9 protein-coding genes and 1 pseudogene are annotated in these 13,057 nt (G+C 70.6%); 4 read left to right on the top strand and 6 right to left on the bottom strand.

From position 1 onward, the window contains the following. The first annotated feature begins 123 nt into the window (after positions 1-123). Entirely contained in the window at positions 124-759 is a 636-nt protein-coding gene (locus ACESMR_RS04370; RefSeq protein WP_373045398.1) for a hypothetical protein, read from the top strand. 39 nt (positions 760-798) lie between these two features. On the opposite strand, the gene ACESMR_RS04365 is transcribed toward ACESMR_RS04370, so the two are convergent. From ACESMR_RS04365 to ACESMR_RS04340, 6 genes are all read right to left on the bottom strand, one after another. Next, positions 799-2,328: a hypothetical protein gene (locus ACESMR_RS04365; protein WP_373045396.1), complete on the bottom strand. Its 1,530-nt coding sequence runs from the start codon at positions 2,326-2,328 to the stop codon at positions 799-801. A 189-nt stretch (positions 2,329-2,517) separates the two neighbouring features. Next, the gene (locus ACESMR_RS04360; protein ID WP_373045395.1) at positions 2,518-3,486 is read right to left on the bottom strand and encodes a class I SAM-dependent methyltransferase; all 969 of its coding nucleotides are present in this window, start codon (positions 3,484-3,486) and stop codon (positions 2,518-2,520) included. A gap of 124 nt (positions 3,487-3,610) precedes the next feature. Further along, positions 3,611-4,396: an MBL fold metallo-hydrolase gene (locus tag ACESMR_RS04355; RefSeq protein WP_373045393.1), complete on the bottom strand. Its 786-nt coding sequence runs from the start codon at positions 4,394-4,396 to the stop codon at positions 3,611-3,613. Positions 4,397-4,595: 199 nt separating this feature from the next. Then, complete coding sequence (locus ACESMR_RS04350; RefSeq protein ID WP_373045391.1) at positions 4,596-5,459, bottom strand: RimK family alpha-L-glutamate ligase; 864 nt, start codon at positions 5,457-5,459, stop codon at positions 4,596-4,598. Between the two features lie 17 nt (positions 5,460-5,476). Beyond that, positions 5,477-6,121, bottom strand: coding sequence for an SRPBCC family protein (locus tag ACESMR_RS04345; protein ID WP_373045389.1), 645 nt, complete (start codon positions 6,119-6,121; stop codon positions 5,477-5,479). A gap of 93 nt (positions 6,122-6,214) precedes the next feature. Next, a complete protein-coding gene (locus ACESMR_RS04340; protein ID WP_373045388.1) occupies positions 6,215-7,018 on the bottom strand; it encodes a hypothetical protein in 804 nt (267 codons plus the stop codon). A gap of 179 nt (positions 7,019-7,197) precedes the next feature. Here ACESMR_RS04340 and ACESMR_RS04335 point away from each other — a divergent pair, with 179 nt between their 5' ends. From ACESMR_RS04335 to ACESMR_RS04325, 3 genes and pseudogenes are all read left to right on the top strand, one after another. Continuing rightward, the gene (locus ACESMR_RS04335) at positions 7,198-8,358 is read left to right on the top strand and encodes an efflux RND transporter periplasmic adaptor subunit (protein WP_373045386.1); all 1,161 of its coding nucleotides are present in this window, start codon (positions 7,198-7,200) and stop codon (positions 8,356-8,358) included. After that, positions 8,355-11,483, top strand: a pseudogene (locus ACESMR_RS04330) (efflux RND transporter permease subunit); the annotation flags it as partial. The gene ACESMR_RS04335 and the pseudogene ACESMR_RS04330, both read left to right, overlap by 4 nt. Further along, a complete protein-coding gene (locus tag ACESMR_RS04325; RefSeq protein WP_373046410.1) occupies positions 11,457-12,971 on the top strand; it encodes a TolC family protein in 1,515 nt (504 codons plus the stop codon). The pseudogene ACESMR_RS04330 and the gene ACESMR_RS04325, both read left to right, overlap by 27 nt. Positions 12,972-13,057: the final 86 nt, after the last annotated feature.

Below are 13,057 nucleotides of genomic sequence, written 5' to 3'. Positions count from 1 at the left end.
GAAAACCCCGCCGGTCCCTCGGACCTGCGGGGTTTTTCTTTTGCCGCAGTGGCCAGCGCCGCCAGGCCGCCTGAATAGGGAGTGGGCAGGCGGCGTCGGAGAGACCGGAAGGATGGTGCTCCGATGCAGAAGCTTCTCCCCCTCGTTCTCGCAGCCAGCCTCAGCGGTTGCCTCGTCGTCGCAGACGATGGACCGGACCGCCACTACATCTCGCACCCCGAGCCGCAGCCCCTGCCGGAGCCGCCCCCCGGCCCGCCGGTCTACCACCTCGACTGCGGCTGGCTCGCCAACTGGAATTGCTGGGACGTCGCCGTCGCCGAAGCCGAGGCGTGCGCGCCGCAGACGTATTCCGGTCGCTACGGCGGCGTCTTCTACGACCACGGCTACTCCTGCTACTACCCCGACGGCAGCGCGGTCTTCTTCGAGGAGCCGGTGACCGAGCCGCTCTCGGCCTGGCACCACTGGAGCTTCTCGATGGAGGATCCCGCCGGCAATACCTGCGGCTGGTTCGTCGAGACGGACACCAGCATCTCGATCGGCACGGCGAGCGGCACGGTGGACATGGTGGTCGACGCAGGCGGGATCTCGGTGATCTGCCAGGACGGCACCGAGTGGTTCAACCGGGACCCCTACGCGCTCAGCTATTGCGCTGGCGCCGAGTGGGACGTCCCCGGCTATTGGCGCGAGGAGGGCGACTGGTCCTCCAGCTTCGGCCTCCTCGGCGGCAACCAGCCGGTGCTCTGGAGCTGCGGCTGGTGACCGCAGCTCCCCGTGCTCCTCGACCGGGACAGGCGCCGCTCAGCGCGGCGCCTTCCCGTCGAGCACGATCGACCACGGCTCGAGGAGCTGCTCCGGGTCGGCACCACGGACGGTGCCCGGGTGGATGTAGTTGCGCTGGATGATCTTGATCGTCTCGCCTTCCGGCACCAGGTCGGTGGGCAGCTCGCGGCAATTCTCGATGCCCGTGCAATCCCGGCTGAAGAAGTAGACGTAGAATTTGTCCGAGTTCTGGACTCCGAAGCTGGCAGCGGTTCCGGCGAGATCGGGATCGGAGACGTTGGCGACGCCGGAGAGGACCTCGAAGCGGTTGACCGCGAGGTTGGTGTAGGTCGCGTTGCCGGTCGCCGTCGCGAGTGCCCCCACTACGGCGATCACCTCGCCCCCGTCGATCGAGTGGGTCGGGCTGATCCGGTAGGTGTCGGTGTCCTGGGTGTCGCCGAGGCAATTCATCGGTCGCCCGACGCAGTGCTGCCCGACGAGATCGATCTCCGAATAGGCGCTGAAGAACTCCTTCACCGCCGCATCGGGCTGCGCCCACTTCTGTTTCACCGCCTCGACCAGCCCCTCGAGCTCGTCCGCGAGCTCCAGCTCGGATTGCGCCGAGCGCTCGTCGTAGGCAGGGGTGGGGTAGGGCTCCGCCTGCCGTGAGCGGTCCTTCTCGCGGGCCCGGAGGACGACGAGCGGCAGCTCCTTGCGCCATGCGTCGCCGGCCTTCCGGTCCTTCGGCTCCGCATAACGAAGGATGGTCATGAAGTCGTCCGCTTCGGGGCCGAGGCCGAGCCTGGCGAGCTCCGCCGGAATGGGCTCGGTGAAGACGTGGCTCGGGTCGCCGACGCCGGCGCGCCCCAGCGCCTCGCGCACCGCCCGGTCCATGGCGGCGTCTGGCGTGATCACGAAATAGCGCTGCTGGCCGAAGGCGCTGCCGGTCTCCCGCTCGACGAGCGCGGCATTGTTGCTGTTGCCCATGCTGGCGAAGACCAGCGCCCGCTTCGGATTGGGGGTGGTGGCGAAGAGCAGGTGGCGCAGCTCGGCCGGGACCTTCTCGTAGAGGGGATCGCTCTCGTCGATCGCCCCCTCGCGCCCGTAGAGGTAGGTCTGGATCCCGAAATAGGCCCCCGGCGGCGGGAGCTGGGCGAGGACCACGATCGCCTCCCGCTCGTCGAGTCGGAAGGTCGCCGACGTATCGTCCTCCGTCGGCCCGAACGCGCCCTCCATCGCCTCGTCGGCGAACTCGTCCGGCCAGAGGGGAAGGGTGGCGAAGACGTAGGGGGCGACGGGGTTGTTGCCGTAGCAATTGCCCACCGACTCGACGGCGTATTTGCAGTCGTCGATGGTGAAGAGCTTCGTCCCGCCCTTCGCCACCTCGTAGCCGCTCTTCTCGAGGTCGGCGCGCAGTCGATCGGCGAGCCCCTCCAGATCGCCCGGCGCCGCCTCCCCCTCGAGCCCCTCCTGTGCAGGGGACGTGCGCGCCGCATCGGGCGTCTTGCAAGCGACCAGCGCCGCGACGACCGCTGCGGCCAGCAGGAACTCGATTGCGCGGCTCTTCATCTCGGGCCTCCCTCTCGTGGCGGGGGCGGACCGCAACGGCGCCCTCGCTGCGAGGACACCGACCGCCGCCGGATCGCCGCCAAGGGTTGGCACCGATCCTTCCAGCGCCAAATCCGGGCCGGGGCGGCCAACACGGGGTCGCCCGGCGGGTCGGGAGGCAAGCGGCAGGGCTGCCGCGAGCGGGGGGCGTTACCGCTCCACGAAGGCGGCGCCGCGCTTGAGGTGGAGGAAGAGGTTCACGCCCTCCTCCTCGCGGCCCACGCGGATGTCCTCGCGGGCGACGCCAGCCTGCAGCGCCAGCTCGACGAGATCCTCGGGGCTGCGGTGGTGGAGGTTCCAGTCGCAGACCAGCTCCATGTAGTCGCGGCTGGCGTGGCCGGTGGCGAAATTGCCGACGACGAGCTCGCCCTCCTCGGCTAGGCAGGCGAGCAGCCTGCGCAGCACGAGGACGAAGCGGCGGTCGTCGAAGTAGTCGAAGAGCCCTGCAGACCAGATCAGGCCGTAGCGCTTCTGCGACTTGAAGCGGAGCACGTTGGCCTGGGTGAAGCCGACGCGTGACGCGTGGTCGCGGCAGAGGTCGCCAGCGAACTCGATCGCGTTGGCGTCGTACTCCACGCAGTCGAAATGGACCCGGGTCGCGAGCTGCATCTCCAGGTATTCGTACATGTCGCGGCCGGGGCCGCTGGCGACGTTGAGCACGGTGAGGCGCGCTGCCTCCGGATGGCTCGCTTCGTAGGCCTCGAGGAGCCGGTGGAAGTAGCTCTTGCGGTTGCGCACCGCCCTGGTCGCGCCGAGGGCGTGCACGCACTCGTCCCAGCGGCGCAGGTGCTGCTGCGGGGCAGCGTGGAGCCGGTAGATCCGGTCGATCACCTCGAAGTCGCCGGCGTAGCCGCGGGGCTTCACGTACGCCATACCCTGCACCGTCTCCACCGAGAGCGCGTCGCCGAATGCAGCCCGGACCTCCGCCATGCCGGCGGCGTCGAGGGAGCCGTCAGCCAGATCGCTGCGCAGCTCGTTGAGCCACGTACCGATCGCGGGAAAGTCGGCCGGGACCGGTCCACCCTTCTCCACGAGGGCGCGGACGAAGGCGACGTGGTGGGAGGCACGGGAGGCGGGAGCAACAGGGGAGGGCGGAAGCGAAGAGAGCTGCAACTGCACGGTGAACCTCGTCTCGAACACCGGAACACGGTGTGAAACGCGGTATCTCGCGCGGTGGCCGGCCCTCGATAGTGCGGGTTCGCGGCAGCGAATTTTCGCACTAGCGTCGGCTTCGTCCAGCGCGTCAGCTCGCTGGCATCATCGCCAGGAAGGCCTCCTGGTTCGGACCGACGAAGGGCGCCGCTGCGGGGGCGTCCGCGAGGTGGTCGAGGAGCGTGTCGACCATGCCCTGTGCCGGCGGCAGATGCGAACTCAGGACCCAGGGCGGCGCCAGCCTGCGCACGAACTCGAGGCTGCGCTCGAAGGCGGCGCGATCGACCATCCCGAGCCACGGGGCGTCGATCCGCGCCCAGGTGAGGCAGCCCTGCCGCAGCTGCAGCGGATCGACGTCGGTGGCGCGGAGGCTCGGCTCGGGAAGCACGGCGCCGAAGCTGTCGGCGCTGAAAAACGCGCCGGTGCGGGAGTCGAGGAGCCCCGTGGTTTCCGGCGCGTCGAAGGTGGGCGGCGCCTGGGCGAGGAGCTGTCGATCGCCGACGTCGAGGCGTTCGCCGGCGTTGAGCAGGTAGACCCGCTCCGGTGGCGGCGCGCGCATCTGCAGATCCAGCTTGGCGAGGCCGATGAAGGTGGTGATCACCTTCGCCTTCGGCGCCTCCTGCAGGATCGCGTCGAGGGCGCCGGTGTGATCGGGATCGACGTGGGTGAGCCAGATCCAGCGGATCTCCCACAGGGGGAGCTCCGCCCGCAGCTGCTCGAGGAATTGCTCGCGCAGGGGAAGGAGCCCGGTGTCGACGAGCACCGGCTCGGTCGACTGGAGCAGGAAGGCGTTGCAGGCGATGAGGCCGAGCCCCGGCACCGGCAGGTAGCCGCCCAGGCAAGTCGTATCGCCGGCCACCTTGCGAGGCGCCAGCATCGTCGCTCCGTCCATCGATTTACCCCCGGGTGAAGACGTTCCGGCGGCCGGGAGGCCGCGCCCACCGAATCTAGGCAGGGGCGGGGCTTCGCGCGCTGCCGGCGCCCGCGGCTCCCAGATGGCCCAGCGGGTCACCGGCAGGGGGCGCCCCGGCTGCTCGGCCTGGTGAGAACGTCCACCGAATGCTCGAGCGTGGTGCTCACCGCAGGTCGAGCACCAGCGCTGCGAGCCGTTCGGCGGCGGCGGGGGCGAAGCGGAAGTAGAGGACGGGGTCGATGCACTCCGCCTCCATGAGCACGAGGCGGCCGCCGACGTCGATGCCGTCCACCCGTGCGTAGGCCGGAGGCATCGGGAGGGCGGCGAGCACCTTGCTCGCGTCGGCGACGAGCACGGCGGGCGGCGACTCGGCGGCGACGCTGCCACCGAAATCGGTCTGCACCCGGAAATCACCGGGGCGGGGGCGCTTCCTCACTGCGTGGGAGTACGCGCCCCCGATGAAGACGAGGGACCACTCGCCCTCGCTCTCGATCGCCGGCACGTAGGCCTGCAGCAGCACGTCACCTGCATCGCAGCTGGCTGCGAACCGCTCCTCGTCCGCTGCCGACACGGCGTCCGCCGCGACCCGCCAGGTCTCGTACGCGCCCAGGGAGATCGCTGGCTTCACCACCGCCTCCCGCCACGCCGTCTCCACGAGGAGCGCCCGAAGCGAAGGGGCCGCTCCCTGCGGCACCAGGGCGGTCGGAACGATCGCCACGCCGCGGGCCGCCAGCTCGAGCAGGTAGCGCTTGTGGAGGTTCCAGCGGATCAGCGGCGTGGGATTGAGGACGGGGATCCCGGCGGCGTCGAGCTCGTCGAGCCACCGGGCGAATGCCGCAGCGTGGAGGTGGTACTCCCAGCACGAACGGACGATCACCGCGTCGACGGAGCGAGCGGGCGGGAGCGACATCTCGCTCCAGACCGCCGCCGCCACCTCCACGCCGTTGCCCGCGAGGGCCGCGGCGAGGATGCGGTCGTCCTCGGTGAGCGCGCGATGCGCGGCATCGGTGGCCAGCCATACCTGCATGCTCGCTCTCCCGGCAGCTACTCGGCGGCCTCCATCTCCTCGGCGACGGCCTGCGCCGCTGCCGCCGCTGCGGCTGCAGCTTCGGCCTCTGCCCGGGCCTTCGCCTCGGCGGCGGCCTTCTCCGCCACCACCTGCTCCTCCTTCGCGCGGGTCTCGAGCTTGCCGAGGCCCGCCTCGAAGTCGGGGGCCATCATCGAGTCCATCACCAGCCCGAAGTAGCGGGCGATCGGGCTCATCCCCATGTCGCCCCACATCGACCACGTGACCTTCGTCCCGCCGGCGGAGGGCTCCAGACGAATGGAGCCCTTCGACGGCTCGTGCCCTTCGAAGGCGAGGTCGAAGTCGATCCCGTAGTCCGCGGAGGCGCGGGTGATGGTCATGCTGCCGTTGCCGCTCGACTGGCCCTTCCAGCTCCACTTCGCGCCGGCGCCGGCCTTCTCGCCCGCGAACTCGACCTGCATGTCGGGGTAGCGCGTCTTGTTCCACGGCGCCCACTCCTCCCAGCGCGCCGGCGTCTCGATCAGCGGGAGGATGTGCTCGCTGCCCGCCGCGATCTCGACCGAGCGCTCGGTATGCCAGGCGGACGGCAGCAACATGCCGACGCCGAGGAAGACGGCCGCGAGGACGACGAGTGCCAGGGCAACACGCTTGAGAAGGCGCATGAGGGGACCTTTCGTTCGAAGGACGGAAAGGCCGCACTCTAGCGGAGCCGCCCGAAAACGGGCAGCCCCACGCCCTTCACCTCGGGTGAACGATCAATGCCCGTGCCCGCCGCCGCCGTCCGGCTTGTCGGCAACGTGGAGCGTGAAGGGCACCGTGATCAGCTCGCCGTCCGGGCGCATCTGGGCGAAGGCGCGGTAACGCCCACCCCCGGGAAACGCCGCCTGGAACTCCACCGTGCCGTCCGCGCCGTCGCCGGTGGGATGGACATGGACGAGCTCCCGTGCCCCTTCCTTCGCGACCACCAGGTGCGCTGCTGCCCCGAGGTAGGGCTCGAGCACCGCGGGCTCGCCGTCGGTCTCGACCTGCAGGACGATGTGCCCGTCGTGGTTCTCGAGCTGGACGGCGTGGGAGCCGACCGTCCTGGTGGCGCCCGACTCGTCCGAGGCGAGGACGTTCTCGGGCGTCCCGTCGCCCGCCACCTCCACGGTCGCCGAGACGAGGTGCGAGTGGCTCTCGCCGGTGGGCTGGAACTCGATGAAGACGCGGTATTCGCCGCCGCGGGGGAAGGTGACCTCGACGGAGGGAACCTCGTTCGGATCGGCCGCTTCCTGCTGCGCGGGATCGCCCTCGTCCCCGTGGAGGTGGGCGAAGAAGTCGAGCTCCGGCGGCATCACGAGGATGTGGAAGCGCTTCTCGTGGACCACGTCCACCGGCCCCACCGGCTGGCCCTCGGCGTCCCGGATCTCGAAGGAGAGCCGCTCCGCCGCGCCCGCCTCCAGCCGCCCGTCCGTCGTCACCCGGAGCGAATACTTCTCCTCCACCTTCCCCTCCTCCTCGGCGCAACCCGCTCCCGCGAGCATCGAAATCCCCACCGCCGAAACGATCCACGACTTCATCTCAAGGGCTCCTTTCCCCGTAGTTCGCCGGAGCCGACGCAGCGCCCGCCGAGCGATTACACCTGCTCCGACGAAGGGCCCCGCAAATCGCCGCCTGTAATGGACCGCCGGGGCCTGCGTCCCCTCCGCGGTGCCCGTTCATCCGCCAATCGAGCGGCAGGGCAACACGGAGGCAACACATGAAGAAGCGCTTGGTGATTGGCGCACTGCTCGCCGGGACCGTTGCAGGAAGCACCTGGCTCGTGGGCAGCGCGGAGGCGAAGGGTGGGGGCGAAGGGGCCGCGGCACCAGCTGCTGCACCTGAGATCCCCGTGGAGGAGGTGACGGTCCGGCAGCTCGCCGAGAAGGTGGAGCTCACGGGCACGCTCACCGCGGTGGAGAACGTGGCGCTGCGCCCGCGGGTGAGCGGCTACGTGGAGGCGATCCACCTGCCCGAGGGCGGCCTGGTGAAGAAGGGCCAGCTCCTCTTCTCGCTGGACGATCGGCCCTTCCAGGCGGCGCTCCAGCGGGCGAGGGCCGAGCTGGCCCGGGCGCAGGAGCGGCTCACCCTGACCCAGCGGCAGGCGGAGCGCGGCGAGTCCCTGGTCGCCGACCAGGTGATCTCGCAGAGCAAATTCGACGACATGGCCGCGGCGCGGGGTGAGGCCCGGGCGCAGGTGGACGCGGCACGGGCCGCGGTCCGCGCAGCCGAGATCGAGCTCGGCTACACCCGGATCACCTCGCCGATCGACGGCCGCGTCGGCCAGGCGCTGGTGCGTCCGGGCAACCTGGTGAGCGGCGGCACCGACGGCGCCACCCTCCTCACCACCATCGTCTCGGTGGACCCGATCCACGTGCAGTTCGACGTGGACGAGCCCACCTTCCTCCGCCTCGGGGCGGCCCGGGAGCAGGGCGCGCAGGTGGAGGTCGAGCTCTCGGGGGACGAGGCCGGCGTTCGCACCGCGAAGCTCGACTTCCTCGGCAACCAGATCGATCCCTCTTCGGGCACCGCCCGCGCCCGTGCGGTGCTCCGCAACGGCGACGGCGCCTTGAGCCCCGGCCTCTTCGCCCGGGTGCGGGTGCCGACCTCCGCCCCTGCGGCGACGCCGCTGGTGAGCGAGCGCGCGATCGCAGCGGATCAGGGCGGGCGCTACGTCCTCGTGGTCGACGATCAGAACGTCGTCCAGTACCGCCCGGTGCAGCTCGGCGGCGCCACCGACGGCAAGCGGATCGTCCGTGAAGGCCTGCAGCCCGGCGAGAAGGTGGTCGTCGGCGGCATGGTCCGCCCCGGCATGAAGGTGCAGCCCCGGCAGCCCGCGCAGGCGAGCGCCGAAGCGCCGGCCGAGGGGGGTGTGCGGTGAAGTTCACGCATTTCTTCGTCGACCGGCCGATCTTCGCCGCGGTGCTCTCGGTGATCCTCGTGATCGTCGGCGCCATCGCGCTCGTGGATCTGCCCCTGAGCGAATACCCGTCGGTGAGCCCGCCCACGGTGGTGGTGCGCGCCGGTTACCCGGGCGCCAACCCCAAGGTGATCGCGGAGACGGTCGCAGGCCCGCTCGAGCAGGAGATCAACGGCGTCGAGGGCATGGAGTACATGTCCTCGCAGGCCGCCTCCGACGGGTGGATGACCCTGACCATCACCTTCACCCAGGGCGTCGACCCCGACCTGGCGCAGGTCCAGGTGCAGAACCGGGTCGCCCGCGCCTTGCCCCGCCTCCCGGCGGAGACGCAGCGCCTCGGCGTGACCACGGAGAAGACGTCGCCCGACATGCTGATGGTCGTGCACCTCGTCTCGCCGGGAGAGAAGCGCGATCCGCTCTTCCTCTCCAACTACGCGCTGCTGCAGGTCCGTGACGAGCTCTCCCGCACCGCAGGCGTCGGCAGCGTCCGCATCTTCGGCGCCGGCGAGTACAGCATGCGCGTCTGGCTCGATCCGCAGAAGCTCGCCGCCCGCAGCCTCACCGCCAGCGACGTGGTCCGCGCGATCCGCGAGCAGAACGTGCAGGTGGCAGCAGGCTCCCTCGGCCAGCCCCCCGGCGACGGCAGCTCCGCCTTCCAGGTCTCGGTGCTGACCCAGGGCCGCCTCTCCGACGAGGAGCAGTTCCGCGACATCGTGATCAAGACCGGCGCCAACGGCCAGGTGACCCGGCTGAAGGACGTGGCCCGGGTCGAGCTCGGCGCCAATACCTACGCCTTCCGCGGCATGCTCGACGGCAAGCCGGCGGTGGCCCTGCAGATCGCCCAGACCCCCGGCGCCAACGCGCTCGACGTGGCGGCTTCGGTCCGCGCCAGGATGGCGGAGCTGAAGCAGAAGTTCCCCGAGGGCGTCGACTACCGGATCGCCTACGACCCGACCATCTTCGTCCGCTCCTCGATCGACAAGGTGATCACCACGCTCCTCGAGGCCGTCTTCCTCGTGGTGCTGGTGGTGATCCTCTTCCTCCAGTCGTGGCGCGCCTCGATCATCCCGCTGGTCGCCGTCCCGATCTCCCTCATCGGCACCGCCGCCGTGATGCACCTCCTCGGCTTCTCGCTCAACACGCTCTCGCTCTTCGGCCTGGTGCTTTCCATCGGCATCGTGGTCGACGACGCGATCGTCGTGGTGGAGAACGTCGAACGCCACCTCGCCGCAGGTTTGCGACCGAAGGACGCTGCCCGCCGCGCGATGACCGAGGTGACCGGCCCGATCATCGCCATCACCTCCGTGCTCGCCGCGGTCTTCATCCCCACCGCCTTCCTGGGCGGTCTCACCGGCCAGTTCTACCGGCAGTTCGCCCTGACCATCGCCATCTCGACGATCCTCTCGGCCTTCACCTCGCTCACCCTGAGCCCCGCCCTCGCAGGCGTGCTGCTCCGCGGCCACGGCGAGCACCAGGACAAGCTGGGTCGCCTCATCGAGCGGCTCTTCGGGCGCTGGGTCTTCCGGCCCTTCAACCGCTTCTTCGACGCCAGCTCCGCGGGCTACGTGCGGCTGGTGAAGCGGACCCTGCGGGTCTCGGTCATCGCCCTGGTGGTCTACGGCGGCCTGCTCGCCTTCACCTGGCTCGGCTACGAGAAGGTGCCGAAGGGCTTCGTGCCGATGCAGGACAAATACTACCTCGTCGGCATCGTGCAGCTGCCGCCCGCCGCTTCGCTGGATCGCACCGAGGACGTGCTCAAGCGCGTCTCGGAGATCGCCCTGGCGGAGCCCGGCGTGGAGAGCGTGGTGGCCTTCCCCGGCCTCTCGATCAACGGCTTCGTCAACGCGTCGAACGAAGGCGTGATGTTCGCCATGCTCGATCCCTTCGAGCAGCGGACCACCGAGGACCTCTCGGCTGGCGCCATCGCCGGCAAGCTCTGGGGGAAGTTCGGCTCGATCCAGGAGGGCTTCATCGGCATCTTCCCGCCGCCTCCGGTGCCGGGCCTCGGCGCCCTCGGCGGCTTCAAGATGCAGGTGGAGGATCGGGCGGGCCACGGCCACGAGGCGCTCTTCGCTGCGACCCAGCAGCTGATCCAGCGCGCCTCCACCGACCCGGCGCTGGCGGGGCTCCTCTCCAGCTTCCAGGTCAACGTGCCGCAGGTGAGCCTCGACGTCGACCGCGTCAAGGCCAAGACCCAGGGCGTCGCCCTCGGGGATCTCTTCGACACCCTCCAGATCCACCTCGGCTCGCTCTACGTGAACGACTTCAACCGCTTCGGCAGGACCTGGCAGGTGAACGTCCAGGCGGACGCGCAGTACCGCACCCAGGCCAGCGACATCGCCGGCCTCAAGGTCCGCAACGCAGCAGGCGAGATGGTGCCGCTCGGCTCCCTCGTCGACGTCGCCGACGGCTTCGGACCGGACCGGGTGATGCGCTACAACGGCTACCCCTCCGCCGACGTCAGCGGCGGGCCGGCCCCCGGGGCCAGCAGCGGTGAGGCCGTCGCCGCGATGGAGCGCCTCGCCTCGCAGGTGCTGCCCGCGGGCATGACCTTCGAGTGGACGGACCTCACCCACCAGGAGAAGCGCGCAGGCAACGCCGGCGTCTGGATCTTCCCCCTGGCGATTCTGCTCGCCTACCTGATCCTCGCCGCCCAGTACAACAGCTGGACCCTCCCGCTGGCGGTGATCCTGATCGTCCCGCTCTCGGTCCTGAGCGCCCTCGCCGGCGTCTTCCTCACCGGCGGCGACAACAACATCTTCACGCAGATCGGACTCGTCGTCCTTGTTGGCCTCGCCGCCAAGAACGCGATCCTCATCGTGGAGTTCGCCCGGTCCAAGGAGGACGAGGGGCTCGATCCGGTGGCCGCCGCCCTCGAGGCCTGCCGCCTCCGCCTCCGGCCGATCCTGATGACCTCGATCGCCTTCATCATGGGCGTGGTGCCCCTCGCCATCGGCACCGGCGCTGGTGCCGAGATGCGGCAGGCGATGGGCATCGCGGTCCTCGCCGGCATGCTCGGCGTGACCCTCTTCGGCCTGCTGCTCACCCCGATCTTCTACGTGGTGATCCGCAAGCTCGAGACCCGCGGCCTCGTCCGCAAGCTGGCCACCGGCATTGCGGCGCTGGTCCTCGTGCTCCCCTTCGGCGCCTCCGCCGAAGGGGACAAGCGGCTCGAGATCTCCCTCGACCAGGCCCTCGATCTGGCGCTGCGCAACAACCTCGAGCTCGAGGGCGAGCGGCTCCTGCCGGGGCTCGCCGCCAGCGAGGTGGGCCGGGCGAAGGCGACCTTCGATCCCACGCTCTCCTCGCGGCTCGAGTACACGCGGGACCGCCTCCCGGCGCAGCTGATGATCCGCCCCGACGACATCGAGGCGCTCACCTTCGAGGCGGTGGTTCGCCAGCAGCTCCCCTGGGGCACGAGCTACGAGCTCGGCTACGGCTACGACCGGGTCGATCTCGCCGCGGAGCAGGCACCTGGCGCCACCCACGGCGCCAGGCTCCACCTCGGCCTGCGGCAGCCGCTGCTCAAGGGTGCGTGGGGGATCGAAGGAAGGACCGCGGTCGCGCAGGCGGAGCGGACGGTGGGCATCGCCGACGCGGAGCTCGCCCGCCGCAGGGACGCGATCCTCGCCCGCACCGTGGAGGCCTATTGGCGCCTGGTCCGGGCCCGGGAGTCGATGGTGGTGGCCTCGGAGTCGCTGCGTGTGGCGAAGGAGCTGCACGGCCAGACCCAGATCCAGGTGACCGCGGGAACCCTCGAGCCGGTGGAGGTGACGCAGGCGAGCGCCGGCGTCGCCTTGCGCGAGGAGGCGGTGATCCGGGCCGAGGCGGAGATCGGCGATGCGCAGGACGCGCTGCTGCGCCTCGTGGCAGCGGACGAGGAGGCGACCTTCGACTTCGAGGTGGTGCCGACCGAGCGGATCGAAGCCGAGGTGCAGGCGGTGGAGCTGCAGCCGCTGCTGCAGCAGGCCCACGCCAACCGCCCCGAGCTGGCGGCGCTGCGCCTCGCCCTGGACAACGAGGAGGACGGGCTGAAGCTGGCCCGCAACCAGCTCCTGCCCTCCCTCGACGCGGTGGGCTCGGTGGGCGTGGGCGGCCTCGACGAGCGCTGGGCCGACGGGCATCGGGAGCTCGGCTCGGACTTCGACTCGCAGTACCGCTGGTCCGCCGGGCTGCAGTTCACGCTGCCCATCGGCAACCGGGCGGCGCGGTCCGGCAAGGAGGCGGCGGAGCTCTCCTTCCGCCGCACCAAAGCCGCCCTCCGGGACGTGGAGCTCCGGGTGAGCGAAGAGGTCCGGAGCGCCGCCCGCGCGGTGAACGCCAGCGCCAAGCGCGTCCTCGCGACGCGAGAGGCGGTGCGCCTCGCCGGCGAGCAGCTCCGGGCGGAGAAGCGGCTGCTGGAGGTGGGGCACTCGACCTCCTTCCGGCTCCTGCGCCTGGAGGCCGACCTCGTCTCCGCGCGCAACGCGCAGATCGCCGCGGTGACCGACCACCTCACCCAGCGCTTCCACCTCGACCGCGTGGTCGGCGGCCTGGGGGAGAAGGTCGCAACGCCCGAGGGCACCTCCCTGTAATCGTTTGCGGGCGGCTGCGTCCGCGAAGGGCACACGACGCGCTGGCGGGTGGCGGTGGGCGCCACCCGCCAGCGCTTTTTTGCCCC

The sequence above is a fragment of the Vulgatibacter sp. genome, from assembly GCF_041687135.1.
Taxonomy (GTDB): Bacteria; Myxococcota; Myxococcia; order Myxococcales; family Vulgatibacteraceae; genus JAWLCN01.
The sequence above is the reverse complement of the archived record's forward strand: the minus strand, read 5'-3'. Positions and strand labels throughout refer to the sequence as shown.